This window comes from Curtobacterium sp. SGAir0471 (assembly GCF_005490985.1).
In the GTDB taxonomy this organism is placed as follows: domain Bacteria; phylum Actinomycetota; class Actinomycetes; order Actinomycetales; family Microbacteriaceae; genus Curtobacterium.
Genome location: NZ_CP027869.1, coordinates 1,076,573 through 1,098,230, shown reverse-complemented (window position 1 = coordinate 1,098,230; position 21,658 = coordinate 1,076,573). Strand labels below are relative to the sequence as shown.

Here is a 21,658-nt window from a genome sequence, read left to right as displayed (position 1 = left end):
CGTCACTGGAAGTCCCGCGACCGGGTCCGCACCGCCAAGGGCAGGTGCTCGATGCGGTCCGCCACCAGGTTCACCACGCCGTCCGGCGACCGCTCCAGGATCCCCCGCACCACCACGGCCGGGGACTCCCGCGCCACCCGTCGGTACCGGCCCCACACGCCCACGCTGCAGATGACGTTCACGAGCCCGGTTTCGTCCTCGACGTTCAGGAACGTGATGCCCGACGCCGTCGCCGGACGCTGCCGGTGCGTCACGACACCGCCCACCTCGACCCGCCGTCCGGTCTCCGCCGTCGCGGTGTCCTGCACGCTGAGCACCCCGCGGGCACGCAGCCGCGGTCGGACGTGGTGCACCGGGTGGTCGTCGGTCGACATGCCCGTCGACCACATGTCCGCGATCAGGACGTCGCCGCTCGTCATCTGCCCGAACAGCGGCGGCTGCACCGTGACCTGCGTGTCGGGCAGCTGGTCGGGCCGCTCCGCCGCCGCCTGCGCCGCCGACCACATGCCACTGCGCCGGTCGATGCCGAGCCCGGCGAAGGCGTCCGCCGCGGCCAGGGCCTCGAGCTGCGCGGTCGTCAGCCGGACCCGTCGGGCCAGGTCGGACATGTCGGTGAACGGTCCGTGCGCGTCGCGCTCCGCGACGATCGCCTCGGCGCTCCGCCGGCCGAGCGAGGCGACCTCGACCAGGCCCAGGCGGACGGCGAAGGCACCGTCACGACGGTGGTCAGCGGTGTCGTCGGGCGACGAGCCGTCGAACGGCAGCACGGGCGGCTGCTCCTCGGCCAGGCAGGCGTCGGCGCCCGTCGGACCGGCCTCGCCGTCGGACAGCGGCTCCAGCGTCGCGTCGACCGCCGAGCGCAGGACGTCCGGCCGCAGCACCTGCACCCCGTGCCGTCGGGCGTCGGCGACCAGGGTCTGCGGTGAGTAGAACCCCATCGGCTGCGCCCGCAGCAGTGCCGCCAGGAACGCGCCCGGGTAGTGCAACCGCATCCACGCGCTCGCGTAGACGATGAGCGCGAAGCTGATCGAGTGGCTCTCCGCGAACCCGAAGTTCGCGAACGCCTGGATCTTGGCGTAGATCGCGTCGGCGTCCTCGCCGTGGATGTCGTTCGCCGCCATCCCCGCGTAGAGCTTCTCGCGCAGCCGCTCGATCTTCTCGAGGCCGCGCTTCGACCCCATCGCCCGCCGGAGCAGGTCCGCGTCGTCCCCGGAGCACCCGCCCACGGCGATGGCCATCTGCATGAGCTGCTCCTGGAACAGCGGGACCCCGAGCGTCCGCTCCAGCACGGGCTCGAGCGACGGGTGGATGTACGTGATCGGCTCCTCGCCCGTCCGGCGCCGGATGTACGGGTGCACGGCACCGCCCTGGATCGGGCCCGGGCGGACGAGCGCGACCTCGATCACCAGGTCGTAGAACCGCCGGGGCAGCAGCCGCGGGAGCGTGCCCATCTGCGCGCGGGACTCCACCTGGAACACCCCGATCGTGTCCGCGCGGCAGAGCTGGTCGTAGACGCCCTGTTCCTCCTTCGGGATGGAGTGCATGTCCCAGCGCTCCCCGCAGTGCTCGTCGGCCAGGTCGAACGAGTACTGCAGCGCCGCGAGCATCCCGAGCCCGAGCATGTCGAACTTCACGAGCCCCATGAAGGCGCAGTCGTCCTTGTCCCACTGCAGCACGGTCCGGCCGTCCATGCGGGCGTGCTCGATGGGCACGACCTCGCCCACGGGTCGGTCGGTGAGCACCATGCCCCCGGAGTGGATGCCGAGGTGCCGCGGGAAGCCGAGCACCTGCTGCGCCATGTCGACCACGGTGTCCGGGATGTCGTGGTCCTGGCTCTCGGTGACCGACCCCCACCGCTCGACCTGCTTCGACCAGGCGTCCTGCTGCCCGGGGCTGTGCCCGAGTGCCTTCGCCATGTCCCGCACGGCACCCTTCGGCCGGTAGGTGATGACGTTCGCCACCTGCGCCGCGTTGAACCGTCCGTACTTCTCGTAGACGTACTGGATCACCTCCTCGCGACGGTCCGAGTCGAAGTCGACGTCGATGTCGGGCTCCTCGTCGCGCATCGCCGACAGGAACCGCTCGAACGGCAGCCCGTACCGGATCGAGTCGACCGCGGTGATCTCGAGTAGGTAGCAGACCGCCGAGTTCGCCGCCGAGCCGCGCCCCTGGCACAGGATGCCCCGCTGCCGGGCGTACTGCACCATGTCCCGCACGATCAGGAAGTACCCCGGGAAGTCCTTGTCCGCGATGACCGAGAGCTCCCGCTCGATCCGCTCGCGCTTCTGCGGGTCGACCCCGTCGGCGCTGCCCGGGTAGAACCGCCGGGCGCCCTGCCAGGTGAGCTCCCGCAGCCACGACATCGTCGTGTGCCCCTCGGGGACCTCGACGTCGGGCAGCCCGGGCTTGGCGGTCCGCAGGCGGAAGCCGAGCTCGTCCGCCAGCTCGACGCTCGTCTCGACCGCTCCCGGCCACCGCGCGAAGCGCCTGGCCATCTCGGCGCCCGACCGCAGGTGGGCGGTCGGCGCCGCCGGCAGCCAGCCGTCGATCTCGTCGAGACTGCGCCGGGCCCGTACGGCCGCCAGCGCGGTCGCCACGGGGAAGCGGTCCGGGGTCGCGTAGTGCACGTTCCCGGTCGCCACGACCGGCAGCCCGTGCCGCGCCGCGAGCGTCGCGAGGACGTCGTTCCTGGCGGTGTCGAGCGGTTCGCCGTGGTCGGTCAGCTCGACGACCACACCGGCCGTGCCGAACCGGTCGAGCAGCGCCCGCAGGGCCTCGTCCGCCGCCGACTCCCCGCCGCGCTCGAGGGCCTGGCGCACGGTGCCCTTCCGGCAGCCGGTGAGGACCCGCCAGTGCCCGTCGGCCTGCGCCGCGAGCTCGTCGAGGTCGTACTGCGGCCGTCCCTTCTCGGCACCCGCGGCCAGGTGCGCCCGCGTGACGGCTGCCGCGAGCCGGTGGTAGCCGTCCTGCCCGTCGGCGAGGAGCAGCAGGTGCGTGCCCTCCGGGTCGGGGACGCCGTTCTGCGGCTCGGTCAGCCCGAGCGACAGCTCGGTGCCGTACACGGTCGTGACGGTCGGGTACGCCTCGGCCACCTCGGCCATCCGGGCAGCGCCGTAGAACCCGTCGTGGTCGGTCAGCGCCAGGCCGTGCAGGTGCAGCCGTGCAGCCTCCTCGACCAGGTGCTCCGGACCGCTGGCACCGTCGAGGAAGCTGAAGGTCGAGTGCGCGTGCAGCTCGGCGTACGGCACGACCGGGAGATCGTCGTCGGCCGCGGGCGTCGGTGGGACGTACCGGGACCGCTTGCGCGACCAGGCCGGACTGTCCCCGCCGTCACCGGCGTGCGCGCTGTCCGGGCGCTTGTCCGACAGCGCACGCTCGAACTGCGACCACGGGATCGGCGGGTTGCTGTAGCCCATCAGGTCTCCTTCACGTCGCGACCGCCTCGGCCCACCACCGGTGGTCGGCGAGCACCAGGTACCAAGCGCGGCCGTCGTCGTCGACGAGCTGCAGTCGGTGCAGGCGTCGTCCGCCGGCCTCCCACCAGCGCACCACGAGCGGCCAGGGCCCCGCCCACGCGGTCACGGGCGCGAACCGGCCACCCCGCTCGCCCTCGGCCCGGAACCGCTCCGGCACCCCGGTCAGGGCACCGCGCTCGTCGACGTCGACGGTGTCGCCGCCCGCCGCCACGACGTCCACCGGACGGGGACGCTCGAGCACGGTCGCCGGCGGCGGGCCCGGCAGCCTGCCCGGCCACGGCCGGTCGCGCACCGTCGCCAGCGCCCGCTCGCCACCGACGGGGGTGTCGCCCCACGGCACGAGCACGACCCGCTCGGCCAGCGTCCGGCCGCCGCCGATCCGCGGGGTGACCACGCCCTCGTGCCCCACGAGCCCCTGCACCCGCGCGAGGGCGTGGTGCACTCGTTCGTCGGGCCCGGTCCCCCAGAGCCCGCGCTCGTGGTTCGACGCGTCGTCGACCGCGACCGGCTCGAGCACCACCTGGACCACGGGCGCCTCGAGTCCCGAGGGGTCGACGCCACCCGCGAGCTGCCAGCGCACGCGGTCGACCACGTCGGCCGCGTCGAACCAGCGCGGGTGCACCCAGGTCCGCTCGAGCAGCAGGTCGCGCTCGTCGACGATGCCCACCCGGATCGTGGTCGCGACGAGCCCGGCCGAGCGCAGCCGGGCGGCGAAGTCGTCGGCCGACCGGCGGAAGGCGAACGCGACCTGGTCGGCACGGTCGAGCGGCGGCTCGAAGGACGCCTCGACCCGGAGCTCCGGCGGGACCGCCCGCGCGGCGACCTCGCGCGGATCGCGGCCGCCCGCCAACCGGTGCAGGAACGCACCGGCGACCCCGAACCGGTCGCGCACCTGTTCGTCGCCGAGTGCGGCGAAGTCGCCCAGCGAGGCGATGCCGAGCCGCCCGAGCACCATCGCCAGGTCGGGGTCGCCGAGCACCCCGAGCGGCAGGTCCGCCAGGAACGCCGCCGATCCGCCGACCGGCACGATGCGCACCCGCTCCCCCGGCCGCACCGGGCGCGCCCGCGCTGCCTGCTCCGCCGCGAACGGGGTGTCCGCCACCCCGGCACGCACACCGGGGGCACCGTGGTCGGCGGCGATGCCGGCCAGCGTCGCCGCCGCTGCCCGCTCGCCGCCGTAGTAGCGCGCCGGCCCACGGGAGCGCAGGGCGACCGTGCCGGGACGCAGGACCTCGACCCCGGGGACCGCCCCCTCGATCGCACGGATGACCGGCTCGAACGCACGGTGGTCGAGCGCGTCGTCGTAGGGCTCGACCACGAGCTCCGGGCAGCGGGCCTGGGCCTCGCGCACACGGAGGCCACGGACCACCCCCTGTTGCCGCGCACTGGCCGAGCTGGCGAACACCAGCCCCTTGGCCACCAGCGCGAAGGGGTGCTCGGGCGGTGACCCCGCTGCCCGGGCCGCCGCGATCACCGGCCAGTCCGGGCACCAGAGCACGATCGTCCGTGTGGGCGGCGGTTCCGGCAGGGCACCGCCACGGGCCAGGGCGTCGGCCCGGACGGCTCCCGCCCCCGGAACCCCCGCGCCGGCCGTGCCCCGGACCGCACCGCGCGGCGAGGCGGCACGCGCTCGCCCCCGCGGGCTCACGACGCCACCGCGACCGGACGCAGCACCCGGGACGTCCCCGCACCGTCGGCCGGTGCGACACCGGGGACGACCGGGGCGGTACCGGGAGCACCGGTGACGCCCGCGTCGGTGCCGCCCGCCTGGGCGACGAGGGGCGCAGCGGGGCGCACCGCACCGTCCGCCGCGGGCAGCAGCAGGTCGGCGCTGACGGGTCGCCCCGCCCCGGCGCGACCGGACGCCGTCACCGTGGCACGACGCTCTGCCAGGTACCCGTGGCCGTCGCCGATGCCGTTCCACACCGAGCCGCTCACCCGGAGTGTGACGTCGGCGCCCGGCCAGGTCCCGAGTGCGACGAGCGCCCCGCCGCGCTGCCGCAACCGCGCGGACAGTCGTGAGACGTCGCCGGGCACCACCCGGCCGAGCGGCCGTGTCAGGACGATCTGCGCAACGTCGGCGAGGGCCGCGGTCACGGTGAGCCACTGGTCGCCCGGGTCCGGCACGAGCACGAGCCGCTCGAGGTCGATGCCCATCGCCGCAGCCGCCTCGACCCCGAAGGACGGCACCCCGACCACGGCGCACCACGCACCCTCGGCCGAGGCCGCCTGCAGCATGGTCATCGCGAGCAGCACGGACTCCTGCACGGCGTAGGACCCGCCGACCCGGATCGCGCCACCGGGCAGCAGCGGCTGCAGGGCGTCGGCGGTGGGGAGCCCCTGGACGTCGACGCGGGGCGCCTCCATCTCGGACACGCGGGAGCGCAGCGCCGTGATGCGCTCGAGCGCCGCCCGGGCATCCCCCAGGTGGTCGACGCGCCGGGTCGGGCGGGTCGCCCCCGGCCGGCCCCCGGAGCGGGCGGGCCCGTCGGGACGAGCAGACCCGTCGGGCCCGGTCGCCCCCTCGGGCCCGGGCGACAGGAGTGCGGCCGCCGTCTGCATGCCCTCATATTCGAACATGTGTTCGATGATGTCAACCGGGTCCGACATCCGGTGGACAACCGGATCGAACACCCGTTCGACACGCCCGGTGGCCCAGCCGACGACCGGGAACCCGCGCCGTCCCGGGTCACCAGCCGGCGGTGACCCCCAGCGCCCCGAACACCGACCGCGTCTTCGTCTCGACCTCGTCCGCCTCGTCCGACGCGACCGAGGACCACGTCACCGCACCGCCGGCCCCGAACGTCCGCGAGGGTTCCACCCCTCGGTCGTCCAGCACCGTCACCAGTGTGCGGATGGCCACCGACAGGTCGACCGAACCGTCCGCCGAGAAGTACCCGACGACCCCCGAGTACACGCCGCGGGGCGCCCCCTCGAGCCGGTCGGCGATCGCCATCGCGCTGATCTTCGGCGCCCCGGTCATCGACCCCGGTGGGAACGCCGCGCGCACGACCGCCGCTCGGGACGCCCCGGCCGGCAGCACGGCGGACACCGTCGACACGAGCTGGTGCACGGTCGCGTAGGTCTCGACGTCGCAGAGCCGCTCGACGTGCACCGACCCGGGCACCGCCGTGCGCAGCAGGTCGTTCCGCAGCAGGTCGACGATCATGACGTTCTCCGCGCGGTCCTTCGTGCTCGCTGCGAGCGCCGCACGGGCGACGGCGTCCCGTGCCGGTTCCGCGTCGCGGGGCCGGGTGCCCTTGATCGGCTCCGCGACCACCGTGCCGTCCGCGTCGACCCGCAGGAACCGCTCCGGCGACCGACTGGCGATCCGCAGCGGGCCGAGCCGCAGCCAGGCGCCGAACGGGACGGGGTCCGCACGGCGCAGACGCAGGTACTCGACCAGGTGCGGGTCGGTGGCGGGCGCGAGCAGGGCCTCCCGTCCGGACGCGCCGACCGCGAAGGCGGTCGTGAGGCACACCTGGAACGCGTTCCCGTCACGGATCTCGGCGCGGCACGCCTCGACCGCGCCCTCGTACGCGGTGCGGGACACGCGACCGACGGCGACGGCCGGGAGGCCCGGGGAACCGTCCGGTACGTCGACCGGCGGCCGTCCCGTGTGCGGCCCGTCGAGCCACGCACGGTTCGCGGCACTGGCCGCCGGTTCGTCGTCGGTCACCAGGGCGAGCGCCCAGGCGCGACCGTCGGCGTGCACGACGACCGCGCGGTCCACGAAGCGCAGGTCGGCGTCCGCGTGTGCCGCGGTGCGGTCGGGGCCACCGGACTCCCGACCGAGCTCGTAGCCGAGGAACCCCACCCAGCCGAGCGCGAACCCGCAGCCCGGCACCGGGGCGGCGAGCACGGGCGTCCGCGACAGCAGGTCGTCGAGCACGGCGAACGCCGGGCGGTCCTCGGAGCGCGACGTCCCGAACCACCGCCGGGCCGCGGGCGGGACCTCGAGCTCCGCGCGTCGGTCCTCGTGCCGGAACCGGGTCGCGAACGGTCCGTCCGTGTGCGCCAGGAGCGACCACAGGGCGCGCCCCCGAGCGGCCTCCGGCGCACCCTCGGGCAGCCCGGAGTCGAGCCAGACGACGTCGGACCCGGTGGCCGCCGCCAGCGCGCCGAGGTCGGGCGCGACGTCGAGCCGTCGCGTGAGGACCCGCGCTCGGGTCAGACCGCGGCGATCGTCCACGAGGCGGCGTGCGCGGCACCGGGGGCGAGCACGACGAGGCCGGCCTCCTCGCCCGCGTTGAAGGCGTCCGGCGCGCAGGTCATCGGCTCGACCGCGAGGCCGACACGGTGGTACTCCGGCACGACGTGGTCGGCGGTGTGCACCTGCGCCCAGCCGCACTCCGGCCCGAAGGACACCCGCACGCCGTGGCCGTCCGCCGCGGTGAGCTCGATCGTCGCCAGGCCCTCGGCGTCGCGGTCGAACCCGGTGAACGCGTGGTCGATGAACCGCTCCCCGATCGGGGTCGCCGTGCGCAGGTCGAACTCGTCGTGCACGGGGGCCAGGCCGGTCGGCACGAGGCGGTCCTCGGTGACCTCGAGCACCTCGGCGGCGGGCAGGGTCAGGGTCCAGTCGTCGACACGGCCCTCGCCGGCGACGAGGTACGGGTGCGGACCGGTACCCCACGGCGCGGCGTCCCCACCGGTGTTCGTCCCGGTGACGGTCGTGTGCAGCCCGTCGGCGTCCACGCGGTACTCGACGAGCACCTCGACGCGGTACGGGTACCCCTCCTGCGCGGGGACCGTCGTGGCGAGCACCGCTCGGTCGGGCTCGTGGGCGACGACACGGAAGTCCGTCCACGCGACGAGGCCGTGCAGCGCGTGGTGCCGCTTCGGCTCGGTCAGCGCGAGCTCGTGGTCCTGCCCGCCGAACGCGTACCGGCCGTCGACGACCCGGTTCGGCCAGGGTGCCAGCACGGCGCCGCGGAAGGCCGGACGGACCTCGTCGGCGGAGAACGGCACGACCAGGTCGCGTCCCTCGGCGCGGAGGGTCCGGAGCGACGCCCCGACCGAGGCGATCTCGGCGATGTACCCGCCGGCGGTGATCGTCAGGGCGGATCCGGACAGCGGGGCTCCGGCCAGGGGCGCGTCGTTGCTCATGCGCAACAGCGTAGTGGGACGCGGAAGCCCGGACGGACCCGGCCACCGATGGGCGCACGAACGACGGAACCCCGACGGGGTTTCGTGTTCTTCGGTGGATCTGAGGGGACTCGAACCCCTGACCCCCTGCATGCCATGCAGGTGCGCTACCAGCTGCGCCACAGACCCATGTTCACTTCTTCGGTGTGTTCCCCGTTCCCGGAGGCACCATGGAAGCGTACACCACGCGAACGCCCGGTGACGAAATCGACTCCGTCACCCGGGCGCGTCGCGTCTACGCCGTGTGGTCGACGGGCAGCTCGAGCGGGATCGTCGGGCAGTCCGACCAGAGGCGCTCGAGCGAGTAGTACTGGCGGTCTTCCTCGTGGAAGACGTGCACGACGATGTCACCGAAGTCGATGAGGACCCAGCGGCCCTCGGTCCGGCCCTCGCGACGGAGCGGCTTGGCCCCGGCAGCGATCAGGCGTTCCTCGACCTCGTCCGCGATGGCGAGCACGTTGCGCTCGTTCCGACCGGTCGCGAGCAGGAACACGTCGGTGAGCTGCAGCGGCCCGGTCACGTCGAGGGCGACGAGGTCTTCGGCCTGCTTCGCGTCGGCCGCCTGAGCGGCGATCTGTACGAGTTCCACTGCGCGTGAGGAGGCGGTCACGGAGTCCTTCCGGTCGTCGGCACCGCACTCTGCGGGTCCGTGTGATGGGTCCTGATCATAGGCCACCCCGCCGACAGCGGCCAGGCCGGTGGGCCGGGACGGACGACGGGGCGGTCGGGTGCGAGGAGTCCGGCGGGCGGTCAGCCGCCGAAGTGGGTGGTGAGCAGGGCGACGATGATGACGCCCGCGGCGGCCAGGCCGACGGCCCCGACGGTGACGCCGAGGATGACCGGCGTCCGGGACTCCTTCGGCTTCGCGGCGGCGAGCACGACCTGGCGCGTGGACGTGTGGCTCGAGATCGCACGACTCGCTCGGACGGGACTCGCGTCGGTCTCCGGCTGCTCGTCGTGCTGCTCGAGCAGTCGGTCGACCTCGGCTCCGTCGATCGGTCGGTGCGACCCGGTGGACGAGAGCGATGCCGGCAGGTCGATCGAGCCGGTCAGGATCACCTCGCCGGTGGCGTTCAGCGCGCCGGTCGGGTCGGCCAGCGCGGAGTTCGGCAGCACGATCGAGTTGGTGTCCTGCACGGCGACGCGGCGGGTGCCCGTCACGTCGTGCACCTCGGCATCGTCGGCGTCACGGGCCTGCTGGGTCCAGTGGCCCGCCGGGGGCTCGAAGGCCGTCGTGACGGGCTTCGGCTCGGGACCCCGACGGAAGGCCGCCGGGACGCGCGGTGCGTCGGCATCCGCGTCGTCGCCCCGACCGGCACCGTCGTCGGACCGACGGGCGGTCGCGGGCGTCGGGAGCTGGATCGGGACCTCGTTCGTGTCGTCGTCGAGCGACAGCGGGAACACGACCGGGGTCGACGCCGTCGGCGCCGGGGCGGACACCCGGGCAGCATCCTCGGACTCGGGTTCCTCGGTGTCGTCGGTCTCCGGCGGGGCCCAGGTCGTCCGGTGGCGCCGGGGCTCCTCGGCGTGCGCGGCGGCCTCGCTCAGGGGCTCGACGGCGTCGGGCGAGCCGTCCGCCTCGGTCGCCTGCGCCACGGCCGCCGGGTCGAGCAGTTCGGTCTCGGCGGCGGGCTCCTCGCCCGGTCCGTCGTGGTCCGGCGCCTCCCGAGCCGCACCCCGGCCGTCCGTGTCGTCGGACGCCTCGGATGCGTCGACGACCGGGGTCGGAGCGAGCGGGAACTGCGCGGAACGAGCCGGGTCCTGCGCCGACGTCGGACGCTCCGCAGGGGCCGGGACCGGACGCACCTGGGCCGACGACCACGCGTCGGTCGGTGCCGGGTGCCGACGTTCGGCGTCCTGTCCGAGGTGGTCGACCGACCCGATGACGTCCTGCACGGTGCGGTCCGACGACTGCGGGGTCGGCGCCTGCAGCGGCACGGGCTGCACGGCCTGCCCCTCGGCCTCGCGCATCAGGCGGAGCTGGCGGCGGGTGAGGCCCCCGGTCCCCGGCACGATCTCGGTCGCCGAGGCCGGCGCCGGTGCGAGGGGGAAGACCGGTCCGGGCTGCTGCTCAGGCTCGGTGCTGCCGGAGGTGGGACGGACCGCGGACCGCGCGGGGCCGCTCGGCGAGGGCGCGACGTGCGAACCCGGCCGACGACGGGCCCCGGACTGGTCGGTGGGTGCGGCGACGGTCGGCGGCGGGGTGACGGGCTGCCCGCCGGCTGCGGCGGCACGCTCCCGCTCGCGCGCCTCGCGCCGCGAGAGTGGCGGCTGCGCGTCGGACGAACTCATGCAACGCTCCGATACAGGTGGTGCTTGGAGATGTACTGGACGACTCCGTCTGGGACCAAGTACCACACGGGGTGGCCGCGCCTGACCCGGTCGCGGCAATCGGTCGAGGATATCGCCAGTGCGGGGACTTCGAGCAAGCTCACGTCTCGTTCGGGGAGTCCGGTGATGCTCAGATCGTGGCCCGGACGGGTGACCGCGACGAAGTGCGCGAGGTCCCAGAGCCCATCATGATCCTTCCAGTCGAGGATCTGCTGAACGGCGTCCGCGCCCGAGATGAAGACGAGTTGCGCATCCGGTCGCTGGTCCCGCAGGTCGCGGAGCGTGTCGACCGTGTACGTGGGTCCGGGACGGTCGATGTCGACCCGGCTGACCGTGAACATCGGGTTCGATGCGGTCGCGACGACGGTCATCAGGTACCGGTGTTCGGCGTCGGTGACGTCCGACTTCATGTACGGCTGACCGGTGGGGACGAAGACGACCTCGTCCAGGTCGAACGCACGGGCGACCTCCGACGCCGCCACGAGGTGCCCGTGGTGGATCGGGTCGAACGTGCCGCCCATCACGCCGATGCGTGGGCGCCCCGTGCTCTCGAGCATCGAGCGGCGTGTCAGAGCTTGGTGTGACCGAACTCGTCGACACCCGTCTCGTGGTGGCGGGTGGCCTCGAACTTGTGCGAGTGACGGTACGCGACGTCGCGGAAGCTCCAGGTCACGAACCCGAGGAAGGTGAAGAACAGCGCGCCGCACATCGGGAAGACGAACGCGGGCACTCCGGAGGCGTGCTCAGCGGCTTCAGCGAGGAAGGTCATCGGTCCGGTGCTCCGTTCGATCGGGTGGGAAGTCGCCGCCCAGTCTAGCCGCGGATCTGTCCGTGCCCGCGCACGATCCACTTGGTACTGGTCAGTTCGGGCAGGCCCATCGGCCCGCGCGCGTGCAGCTTCTGCGTCGAGATGCCGACCTCGGCCCCGAAGCCGAACTCGCCGCCGTCGGTGAACCGGGTCGACGCGTTCGCCATGACGACTGCCGAGTCGACCTCGGCCAGGAAGCGCTCGGCGGTGTCGACGTCGTCCGTCACGATGGACTCGGTGTGGTGCGTGGACCACCGGGCGATGTGCGCCATGGCCGCGTCGACGTCCGGCACCACGCGGATCGACAGGTCGAGGTCCATCGACTCCGTCGCCCAGTCCGCCTCGGTCGCTCGGAGCACGCCGGGCACGATGGTCCGCGTGGCATCGTCCCCGCGCAGGGTCACCCCGGCCGCGCGGAGGCGGTCGGCCAGGACCGGCAGCAGCCGTTGGGCCGCCCGTTCGTGCACGAGCAGCGTCTCGAGGGCGTTGCAGACGCTCGGCCGCTGCACCTTGCTGTTCAGCACGATGTCGATGGAGCGCTCGAGCGGCGCCGACGCATCGAGGTACACGTGCACGACACCCGCGCCCGTCTCGATCACGGGCACCTGCGACTCGGTGACGACGGTCTGGATCAACGACGCGCTCCCCCGCGGCACGAGCACGTCGACGAGTCCGCGCGCGCGCATGAGGTCGGTTGCGCCCTGGCGTCCGAACTCGTCGATCGTCTGCACGAGGTCCGCCGGCAGGCCCACCGAGACCACCGCGCCGCGGATGCGCTCGACGAGCTCGGCGTTGGTGCGCTGCGCCGCCGAGCCACCGCGGAGCACGACGGCGTTGCCGCTCTTCAACGCGAGCGCGGCGATGTCGACCGTGACGTTCGGGCGTGCTTCGTAGATGGCGCCGACCACGCCGAACGGCACGCGGACCTGGGTGAGCTGGAGTCCGTTGGGGAGCCGCGACCCGCGGACGAGGTCGCCGACCGGGTCCGGGAGCCCGACGACGTGCTCGACAGCGGCCGCCAGGGCGTCGATCCGTGCGGCGTCCAGTCGCAGGCGGTCGAGGAGGCCCGAGGACAGCCCGCTGTCCTCGCCCGCGACGAGGTCTCCGTGGTTCGCCGCCACGATGGCGTCCGCGCCGTCGCGCAGTGCGGCCGCGACCGCTCGGAGCGCCTGGTCCTTGACTGCGGTCGTGGCCGTGGCGAGCGCCGCCGAGGCAGCACGCGACGCGACCAGCTTGTCGGTGAGCGAGGGGGCGGTGACGGTCGACGACATGGTCCGATACTAGGTCGGCCGCCCTCCGCATGACGCTGACCGCGTCACACCTGTGGACACGGTCTGGAGGCGCCGCTCGTGTGCAGGAGTCCCCACGCGGCCACCCGGTGTCCGGCTCCGGTCCGGCCGGAGGGCTGGGTCCGCGCACCGCGTCGGGCCATCGTGGGACGCCACCGTCGGCGCGAGACGCCCCGGTTCCACCGAGACGGGCCCGGTTACGGCGGCGTCTCGCGCCCGTCAGGGCGTCTGGTACTGACGCCGGCGTCCCGAGCGAGCGCCAGCGTCTCGGACGCACGCCGGGGTCTCGAGCGCACGCCGGCGTCTCGGACGAACCCCGTCATCGCGAGAGCCCGCGGCAGCCCCGACCACACACGTCCGCATGCCGACGCTGCGGGCCGGCACCGTGCCTCCTGGCCGACCCCCACGTCGATCATGGGCAGACCTGCCGGACCGACGCCGCGCCTCCAGGCCGACACCGAGCCCGTCAGCTCCTGGGCGCCGCCTGGAACCAGGTGCCCACGTGCTCGCCGGCCAGCGCCCGGTCGACGAGCGCGGTACCGGTCACGAGGACCGACGTCCCCGCCTCGGCCGCGAGCCGGGCAGCGGCGACCTTCGTCCCCGCTCCCCCGGTGCCGACGCCGGCCGAGCCGACCGACCCGAAGGTGACCCCGGCGAGCTCGTCGCCGAACGGGACCTCGTCGATGGGTTCGGCGTCCGGGTGCTCCGGCGGCCGCGTGTAGAGCGACTCGACGTCGGACAGCAGCACGAGCGCGTCGGCGCCGAGGAGTCGTGCGACGAGCGCCGCGAGCCGGTCGTTGTCACCGAACCGGATCTCGTGGGTGGCGACCGTGTCGTTCTCGTTCACGATGGGGAGCACCCGCAGCGCGAGCAGGCGGTCGACTGCCCGCTGGGCGTTGACCCGGTGGGTCGGGTTCTGCATGTCGCCCGCGGTGAGCAGCACCTGGGCCGCGACGATGCCGTGCCGGTCGAGCTCCTTCTGGTACCGGAACATGAGGACGTTCTGCCCGGTCGCCGCGGCTGCCTGCTGGGTCGCCAGGTCCTCGGGGCGTCCCTCGAGCCCGAGGAACGGGAAGCCGGTCGCGATGGCGCCGGAGGACACCAGGACCACCTCGGTGCCCCGTGCGTGCGCGGCGGCCAGGGCGTCGACGAGCGCGGCGATCTGCCCCGTGTTGTCGCCGCTGACCGACGACGAACCGACCTTCACGACGAGCCGACGCGCACGCGGCACGTCCTGCCGCCGGCTGACGGGGCCGAGCTCGGTGCGCGCGTGCGTGTCGGTCATGCGTCGGTCAGTCCTGGTCGTCGCGGTCGTCGTCGGCCCACAGGCCGGACACGCGCTCCTGCTCGAGCTTCGCGCGCGCGGCGGCCTTGGCATCCATGCGCTCGAAGTACTCCTCGCGGCGCTCGTTGCGGGTCGGGCGCGACGATCCACCGACGCGGGCGTCCGTGCCGCGGGCGCTCGTGATGAGCTCCGCGGTCGAGGTCAGCGTCGGCTCCCAGTCGAAGACCATGCCGCCGTCGCCACCGATGACCACGGTGGACCCGGCGACGGCTCCGGCCTTGAACAGACCGTCCTCGACGCCGAGCTTCGCCAGACGGTCGGCCAGGTAGCCGATCGCCTCCTCGTTGGTGAAGTCCGTCTGCACGACCCAGCGCTCGGGCTTCGCGCCGCGGACCCGGTAGAAGCGGTGCTCCTCGCCGCCCTCGGCGCGCACGGTGAAGGGCTTCTCGTCGACGGCCTTCGGGCGGAGCACGATGCGCTCCTGCTCGGGCGCGGCGGGACGGTCGGCGCGGGCCTGCTCGACGACCTCGGCCAGGGCGAACGTCAGCTCCCGGAGACCCTTGCGGGACGCGGTCGAGATCGGGAAGACGCGGTAGCCCCGCTCCTCCAGCTCGGCGGTGACGAACTCGGCGAGCTCCGCGGCCTCGGGCACGTCGACCTTGTTCAGCGCGACGAGCTGCGGACGCTCGAGCAGCGGGGTCTGCCCCTCCGGCACCGGGTAGCGCTCGAGCTCGCCCAGGATGACGTCGAGGTCGCTGATCGGGTCGCGACCGGGGTCGAGCGTGGCGCAGTCGATGACGTGCAGGAGCGCCTCGCAACGCTCCACGTGACGGAGGAACTCGAGGCCGAGGCCCTTGCCCTCCGACGCGCCCTCGATCAGACCGGGCACGTCGGCGACGGTGAAGCGGACCTCACCCGACTCGACGACGCCGAGGTTCGGCGTCAGGGTCGTGAACGGGTAGTCGGCGATCTTCGGCTTCGCGGCGGAGATCGCGGCGATGAGCGAGGACTTGCCGGCACTCGGGAACCCGACCAGGGCGACGTCGGCGATCGTCTTCAGCTCGAGGCTGACGTCGCCGGTCCACCCCGGGGTGCCGAGGAGCGCGAAGCCGGGGGCCTTGCGCTTGGTGGTCGCGAGGGCCGCGTTGCCGAGACCGCCCTGGCCACCTGGTGCCACGACGACCCGCATGCCGGGCTCGGTCATGTCCGCCAGGACCTCGCCGTCCTCGTCGTGCACCACCGTGCCGATCGGGACGGGCAGCTCGAGCGTCTCGCCGCTCACACCGCTGCGCATGTCGCCCATGCCGGGCTGGCCGTTGCGCGACGAGCGGTGGGGCGAGCGGTGGTACCCGAGCAGGGTCGTCACCTGCGGATCGGCGACCAGGACGATGTCGCCCCCGTCGCCACCGTTGCCGCCGTCGGGGCCGGCGAGGGGCTTGAACTTCTCACGGCGGACCGACACGCAGCCGTTGCCGCCGTTCCCCGCGGTGAGGTGCAGGGTCACGCGGTCGACGAAGGTCGCCATGGTTCCACTCCTGGTTCTGGCTCGGGCGCACGGACGGTGCCGCGGCGCACGAGGTCGTGCACGAAAGAACGGGAGGGGCGGGCACGTGGCCCGCCCCTCCCGCAGAGTCTGTCGTCGCTGGTGTTACGCGTTGACGATGTTGACGACCTTGCGGCCGCCCTTGGTTCCGAACTCGACCGAACCGGCCGAGAGGGCGAACAGCGTGTCGTCGCCACCGCGGCCGACGTTGGCGCCCGGGTGGAAGTGGGTGCCACGCTGGCGGAGGATGATCTCGCCGGCGTTGACGACCTCGCCACCGAAGCGCTTCACGCCGAGGCGCTGTGCGTTCGAGTCACGACCGTTGCGAGTGGAGCTCGCACCCTTCTTGTGTGCCATCTTCTACTCCCGCCTTACGCGATCGAGGTGATCTTGACGCGGGTGAGCTCAGCGCGGAAGCCCTGGCGCTTCTTGTACCCGGTCTTGTTCTTGAACTTCTGGATGACGACCTTGGGGCCGCGGAGGTCCTCGAGCACCTGGGCGGTGACGGTCACGTTCGCGAGCTCGGAAGCCGCCGACGTGACCGTGTCACCGTCCACGAGGAGCACCGGGGCGAGGTCGATGTTGCCCTTGTCGTCGGCCTTGGCACGGTCGATCGTGAGGATCGTGCCGACCTCGACCTTCTCCTGACGGCCGCCGGCGCGCACTACTGCGTAAACCACGTGGAATTCCTTACGTACTCTGCTTGAGGGAAGTCTCGGGTGCCCACTTCTGCACGAGCGGCTCCCGGAGGCCGGGCCCGATCGGCGACGCAGGCAGAACGGCCCGCTGACACCAGGGATCGAGAATACTCGATGCCCCCGGGTCCGGTCAAACGGCGACACACGTACGATGTCCCGCGTGACCGTGTTGATCGACCCGCCGACGTGGCCCGCCCACGACACCGTCTGGTCGCACCTCGTCAGTGACGCATCCTACGACGAGCTCCACGCGTTCGCCGAACGGGCCGGTATCCCTCGCCGTGCGTTCGACCACGACCACTACGACGTACCGCGCTCGCGCTACGACGACCTCGTCGCCGCGGGGGCGACGGCGGTCACCGGTCGTGAGCTGGTGCTCCGGCTCATCGCCAGCGGCCTGCGGGTGCCGCAGCGCGACAAGCGCGGGAAGGGCCGGCGCGCGCACTGAGGTCCTGCCCGGGTCGCGCGGCGGGGTGCCCGTACCGAGTGCGCTGCGGCGCTCCCCGTGGGGCGGCCGTCGGACCGCGTGCGGGTGACCTCCGGCGGCCGACCGGGAGGCACGACCCACAGCCGCCACGCCCCGCACCTCGCGTGCGTTGCCGGCCGGGAGGCGCACCCCGCCGCTGCCACACCGGGTCGCGCCGGCACACGGCCGATCGGACCAGCGGGGTCCGTCGCGCGTGCTCGGCGCGCTCGGCGCGCTCGGCGCCTTCCACCCGGCACGCTCGGCCCGCCAGGGCGCGCAGCCAGCGGGCCGCCAGGCTGGCGAGCCGCCCGGCAGGCGTGCTGGCGGGCCGCTCGGCAGTCGGGCCGGCGGGCAGGGGCGCCCGCGCGCCGTCCGCACCACGGCGAGCACGTCGCGCCACGGAGATCCGTCGTGCGACGTGCTCGCCGTCGTGCCGCGGCAGCTCGAACCACGCGGCCGCCGGTCACCAGTCACCGGTCACTGGTCAGCGGGGCGGCGCACCGGCCGCCGCGACGTCAGCGCGTGGGCGGCGCCCACCGGTCGTCGGGGCGTTGTGCGGGCTGCTCGCCGGCCGCCGGACGCGCGCCGAACGGTTGACCGTACGGCTGCTGCTGCTGCGTACCGTACGGCTGCGGAGCGGGGCGCACCGTCGACGGCGGGATCGCATCGGCGGGACGCACCGTGCCGGGTCGTCCCCCGGCGGTCCCCTGCGCCGCGCGCCCGCCACGCGGACGCCCGAGCCACAGCCACGCCGCCGTCGAGGTCGCGAGGAGCATGAGGGTGAACGGGATCCCGTTCTGCAGGGGCCCGGTGAGCACGTCGATCACGAGTCGCGCCCCCGATCCGGTGCTGACCGCCGCGTAGGACCCCGTGAAGACCCCGACGAGCGCCAGGGCGACCGTTCCCGCGGCACCGGCGAGCACGGCACGGAGGAGCACCGTCGGCAGCGGGCTGCGTCGTGCGATCGGCGTCAGGAACGCCAGGGCCAGGAACGCCCCCGCGTAGAAGGGGAACGGCGCGGCGAACACGCCGGACACGAAGCTCCCGAGCAGGCTCGCGCCCGTGCCGTACGTCGCGAAGGGGTGCACCACGAGGGACGTGCCGAGCAGCCCGAGGACCCCGGAGACCACCTCGACGAGCACGATCGACACGACCGCGATGAGGGCACCGGTGGTGTTGGCCACCGACGCTCCCGGCGCGAACGCCCGTCGCGGGTCCGGCGTCCTCGAGGCGCGTGCCCGGAGCCGACCCTGGTCGCCGGAGGGCTGCTGCGGCTGGCCGTACTGCGGCGGCTGCTGCTGGCCGTACTGCTGCTGCTGCCCGTACTGCTGCTGCCCAGCCGGCTGCTGCGGCTGGCCGTACGGCTGCTGCCCGAACTGCGGCTGCTGGCCGGACCACGCCTGCCCACCGGGCTGCCCGGCCGCGGGCGGTGCGGGCTGCGACCAGCCCGCACCGTAGTACCCGCGGTCCGGCTGCCGACCGTGCGGGTCGCCCCCGTCGGTCACGTCAGTTCCCCACCATCACGGAGCCGTCGTCCTGCCCGTCGCCGTCGGACGTCGCCGGCGCGCTGATGCTCGGCGACGACACGCGGCGCGACCGAGAACGGCCCTGCCCCGGCTGCTTGGGCTCCGGGAGCGCCTGCAGCACGGAGTCGAGCAGCGACTCGGCGTCGTCGCGGGACGGTCGGGGCTCACGCTTGGTCACGGCCACCGGGATGTCGAGGATCGCGACGGTGTTCTCGGTCGGGGTGACGGGAGCACTCGAGCTCACGCGGCGACGGGCCGGCGCGGTCTTCGCGGGAGCCGGGTCCTGCGCGGGCGCCTCTGGAGCGGTCCCCCGCGCCGGAGCCGCCCCGGACGCCGAGGTCCCGGCACGAGCGTCGCGGTCCGGCACGGCGTCGTCGGCAACACGCTCGACGGCACGCTCCTCGGCCCCACGCTCGGTTCCGTGCTCGTGGGCACCGCGCTCGTCGTCCCCGCGCTGTTCGGGTGCAGCACTGCCGGCACCACGACCACCACGGCGGCGACGACGCTTGGAGCCGGACGGCTGCTCGCTGTCACGGTCTCCCGCGCCGGTGGCGCCCTCCGACCCGCGCTCGGGCGCGGAGACCGGGGAGGCGCTCGACGCGGGTGCGTCGGCAGCCGAGGACACACCGGCCTCGGCCTCCGGCGTCGCGGCACCGCCGCGCGGCGACGCCACACCGGTCACCGGTGTACCGGACGACGCCTCGTCGTGCGGCAGCGTCGAGGCCGCGATGCGGGACAGCGCGTTCTTGACGTCCTCGGTGATCTGGTGGGCCTGCGACGACTGAGCGGCCGACCCGTTGCCGGAGCCGCCGTTGCCGGCGTGCCCGGTGCCTCCCTGGCCGTTGCCGTTGCCGCCGGTGGAGCCGTTGCCACCGCGGCCCTTGCGCCGCGACTTCGAGGGGCCGGGGTCCGCGTTGTTGTCGTTGACCTTGGCGTTGACCTCGTCGAGCGACTCGCGCAGGCCGACACCGATCTTCTTGCGGGTCATCTGCACGAGCCCGAGCGAGGTGACCTCGGCCACCTGGTGCTTCGTGCGGTCGCGGCTCAGGCACTCGACGAGTCGACGGAGCACCAGGTCGCGGTTCGACTCGAGCACCATGTCGATGAAGTCGATGACGATGATGCCGCCGATGTCACGCAGGCGGAGTTGCCGGACGATCTCCTCGGCCGCCTCGAGGTTGTTCTTGGTGACGGTCTCCTCGAGGTTGCCGCCGGAGCCGACGAACTTGCCCGTGTTGACGTCGACGACCGTCATGGCCTCGGTGCGGTCGATCACGAGCGACCCACCCGAGGGCAGCCAGACCTTGCGGTCCAGGGCCTTCTCGATCTGCTCGTTGAGGCGGTACTCCTCGAACGAGTCCGGGCCGTCGTAGATCTCGACGCGGTCCTTGAGGTCGGGCGCGACGGCGTCGAGGTAGTCCTCGATCGTCCCGCGGGCCGCGTCGCCGTCGATGATGAGCTTCGTGAAGTCCTCGTTGAAGACGTCACGGACGATCTTGACGAGCAGGTCCGGCTCCGAGTGCAGCATCACCGGGGCGTGCCCGTTCTGCACCTTCTTCTGGATCGCCTCCCACTGGCTGGTGAGGCGCTGCACGTCGCGGGTGAGCTGCTCCTCGGTCGCACCCTCCGCCGCGGTGCGGACGATGACGCCCGCGTGTTCCGGCAGGACCTCCTTGAGGATCTTCTTCAGGCGCGCGCGCTCGGTGTCGGGCAGCTTGCGCGAGATGCCGTTCATCGAGCCGTTCGGCACGTAGACGAGGTAGCGGCCCGGCAGGGAGACCTGCGAGGTCAGGCGCGCGCCCTTGTGCCCGACCGGGTCCTTCGTGACCTGCACGAGGACCTTGTCGCCCGGCTTGAGCGCGGCCTCGATGCGACGGCCGTGGTTGCCGGTGTCGACCGAGTTCCAGTCGACCTCACCGGCGTACAGCACGGCGTTGCGGCCGCGACCGATGTCGACGAACGCCGCCTCCATCGAGGGCAGCACGTTCTGCACCTTGCCGAGGTAGACGTTCCCGATGAGCGAGACGTTGTGCGACTTGGTGACGTAGTGCTCGGCGAGGACGTTGTCCTCGAGCACGCCGATCTCGATCTTCGACGAGCTCGACCGCACGATCATCTGGCGGTCGACGCTCTCGCGACGGGCGAGGAACTCGTCCTCGGTGATCACCGTGCGACGGCGACCGGCGTCACGGCCGTCGCGACGACGCTGCTTCTTCGCCTCGAGTCGGGTCGACCCCTTGATGCGCTGCGGCTCGGTGATGAGCTCCGGCTCGCGGCGGCGCGGCTCCTGGTGGTCGCGGGGCTCGCGGACGCCGCGCTCCTGGCGGTCCGCGCTGCTGCCACGACGTCGCGAGCGACGGCGGCTGCCGCCCTGCTCGTCGTCCTCGTCGTCGTCCTCGTCGCGCGCGGCGCGGACCGGCAGGTCCGGCAGGACCGGCGCGTGGAAGATCAGGCTGAGGGTGCTGGTCGCCTTCGGCACGAAGGGCTCGTCCGCCTCGGGCGCGGAGGCGGGCTCCGGCCGGGAGGCACCGCTCGCGTCGTCCGCGTCCGTCGCCACCGCAGCGGCGGGCTCGGACACGGTGGTCACCTCGTCCGAGTCGGCCGCCGCGGGCGCGCCGGCTGCCTCGGCAGCGACGTCGTCCGTCGGTGCCGTGGCGCCCGCCTCCTCGACGACGGGCAGGCTGCCCGTGACCGTCGACACGTCCTGGGGCTCCGCAGCGGCGGCCGGGACCTGCTCGACCGCGACCTCGACGGCGCCGTCCGCCGGCGCGGTCTCCTGCTCGACGGTCTCGTCAGCCGCGGTCTCGCCAGCCGCAGCGCTCTCCGCGTCCGGTGCGTCGCCGGTCAGCGCGACCGTCTCGACACCCGAGGTGTCGGTGTCGACGTCACCACGGGCCTCCTGGCCGGTGGACCGGGCGCGACGGCTGCCGAACAGGCGGCCTCGGCGCTTCGGTGCGACTTCTTCGTTGTTCGGGTTGTCGGTGTTCTGCTCCACCATGGATCTGGTGCACTCCTCGGCCCCACTCGCGTCCTGTCGGACGGCGGGAATTCTGTGGTTGTCACGGGTGGCGTCCACGCCCCCGCGTTC

The 21,658-nt window shown here is 73.6% G+C and carries 17 protein-coding genes and 1 tRNA gene; 1 reads left to right on the top strand and 17 read right to left on the bottom strand.

Annotated elements, in window-relative coordinates:
- Window positions 1-2 precede the first annotated feature (2 nt).
- The 15 genes from C1N91_RS05050 to rplU form a co-directional block, all read right to left on the bottom strand.
- Entirely contained in the window at window positions 3-3,416 is a 3,414-nt protein-coding gene (locus tag C1N91_RS05050) for an error-prone DNA polymerase (protein WP_137766853.1), read from the bottom strand.
- A gap of 10 nt (window positions 3,417-3,426) precedes the next feature.
- The gene (locus C1N91_RS05045; RefSeq protein WP_254678353.1) at window positions 3,427-4,974 is read right to left on the bottom strand and encodes a DNA polymerase Y family protein; all 1,548 of its coding nucleotides are present in this window, start codon (window positions 4,972-4,974) and stop codon (window positions 3,427-3,429) included.
- Between the two features lie 146 nt (window positions 4,975-5,120).
- Window positions 5,121-6,056, bottom strand: a complete 936-nt coding sequence (locus tag C1N91_RS05040) for a hypothetical protein (RefSeq protein WP_137766852.1) — start codon at window positions 6,054-6,056, stop codon at window positions 5,121-5,123.
- Between the two features lie 109 nt (window positions 6,057-6,165).
- Window positions 6,166-7,668 carry an anthranilate synthase component I family protein gene (locus C1N91_RS05035; RefSeq protein ID WP_137766851.1) on the bottom strand — a complete coding sequence of 501 codons (1,503 nt, stop codon included), beginning with the start codon at window positions 7,666-7,668 and terminating at the stop codon, window positions 6,166-6,168.
- Entirely contained in the window at window positions 7,647-8,585 is a 939-nt protein-coding gene (locus tag C1N91_RS05030) for an aldose 1-epimerase family protein (RefSeq protein WP_175415916.1), read from the bottom strand. The genes C1N91_RS05035 and C1N91_RS05030 overlap by 22 nt, the downstream gene beginning before the upstream one ends.
- A gap of 95 nt (window positions 8,586-8,680) precedes the next feature.
- Window positions 8,681-8,753: transfer RNA gene (locus tag C1N91_RS05025), tRNA-Ala, on the bottom strand.
- A gap of 106 nt (window positions 8,754-8,859) precedes the next feature.
- A complete protein-coding gene (gene rsfS / locus C1N91_RS05020) occupies window positions 8,860-9,234 on the bottom strand; it encodes a ribosome silencing factor (RefSeq protein WP_058728436.1) in 375 nt (124 codons plus the stop codon).
- Between the two features lie 140 nt (window positions 9,235-9,374).
- Window positions 9,375-10,916, bottom strand: a complete 1,542-nt coding sequence (locus C1N91_RS05015) for a hypothetical protein (RefSeq protein WP_137766850.1) — start codon at window positions 10,914-10,916, stop codon at window positions 9,375-9,377.
- Window positions 10,913-11,512: a nicotinate-nucleotide adenylyltransferase gene (nadD, locus tag C1N91_RS05010; RefSeq protein ID WP_082687387.1), complete on the bottom strand. Its 600-nt coding sequence runs from the start codon at window positions 11,510-11,512 to the stop codon at window positions 10,913-10,915. Before nadD ends, C1N91_RS05015 begins: the two co-directional genes overlap by 4 nt.
- 11 nt (window positions 11,513-11,523) lie before the next feature.
- Window positions 11,524-11,724 carry a hypothetical protein gene (locus C1N91_RS05005; protein WP_058728434.1) on the bottom strand — a complete coding sequence of 67 codons (201 nt, stop codon included), beginning with the start codon at window positions 11,722-11,724 and terminating at the stop codon, window positions 11,524-11,526.
- 44 nt (window positions 11,725-11,768) lie between these two features.
- Entirely contained in the window at window positions 11,769-13,034 is a 1,266-nt protein-coding gene (locus C1N91_RS05000) for a glutamate-5-semialdehyde dehydrogenase (protein ID WP_137766849.1), read from the bottom strand.
- Window positions 13,035-13,518: 484 nt separating this feature from the next.
- Window positions 13,519-14,337, bottom strand: coding sequence for a glutamate 5-kinase (proB, locus tag C1N91_RS04995; RefSeq protein WP_137766848.1), 819 nt, complete (start codon window positions 14,335-14,337; stop codon window positions 13,519-13,521).
- Window positions 14,338-14,344: 7 nt separating this feature from the next.
- Window positions 14,345-15,862 carry a GTPase ObgE gene (gene obgE / locus C1N91_RS04990; protein WP_137766847.1) on the bottom strand — a complete coding sequence of 506 codons (1,518 nt, stop codon included), beginning with the start codon at window positions 15,860-15,862 and terminating at the stop codon, window positions 14,345-14,347.
- A gap of 123 nt (window positions 15,863-15,985) precedes the next feature.
- Entirely contained in the window at window positions 15,986-16,237 is a 252-nt protein-coding gene (rpmA, locus tag C1N91_RS04985) for a 50S ribosomal protein L27 (RefSeq protein WP_022905368.1), read from the bottom strand.
- Window positions 16,238-16,251: 14 nt separating this feature from the next.
- Window positions 16,252-16,560, bottom strand: a complete 309-nt coding sequence (gene rplU, locus C1N91_RS04980; protein WP_137766846.1) for a 50S ribosomal protein L21 — start codon at window positions 16,558-16,560, stop codon at window positions 16,252-16,254.
- A gap of 178 nt (window positions 16,561-16,738) precedes the next feature.
- On the opposite strand from rplU, the gene C1N91_RS04975 reads away from it, so the two are divergent.
- The gene (locus C1N91_RS04975; protein ID WP_058728447.1) at window positions 16,739-17,026 is read left to right on the top strand and encodes a DUF4031 domain-containing protein; all 288 of its coding nucleotides are present in this window, start codon (window positions 16,739-16,741) and stop codon (window positions 17,024-17,026) included.
- Window positions 17,027-17,559: 533 nt separating this feature from the next.
- Here the strand turns inward: C1N91_RS04975 and C1N91_RS04970 are convergent.
- Both C1N91_RS04970 and C1N91_RS04965 read right to left on the bottom strand, forming a co-directional pair.
- On the bottom strand, window positions 17,560-18,549 hold the full coding sequence (locus C1N91_RS04970; RefSeq protein ID WP_137766845.1) for a hypothetical protein: 990 nt from the start codon (window positions 18,547-18,549) through the stop codon (window positions 17,560-17,562).
- A gap of 1 nt (window position 18,550) precedes the next feature.
- Complete coding sequence (locus C1N91_RS04965; RefSeq protein WP_137766844.1) at window positions 18,551-21,568, bottom strand: Rne/Rng family ribonuclease; 3,018 nt, start codon at window positions 21,566-21,568, stop codon at window positions 18,551-18,553.
- Window positions 21,569-21,658: the final 90 nt, after the last annotated feature.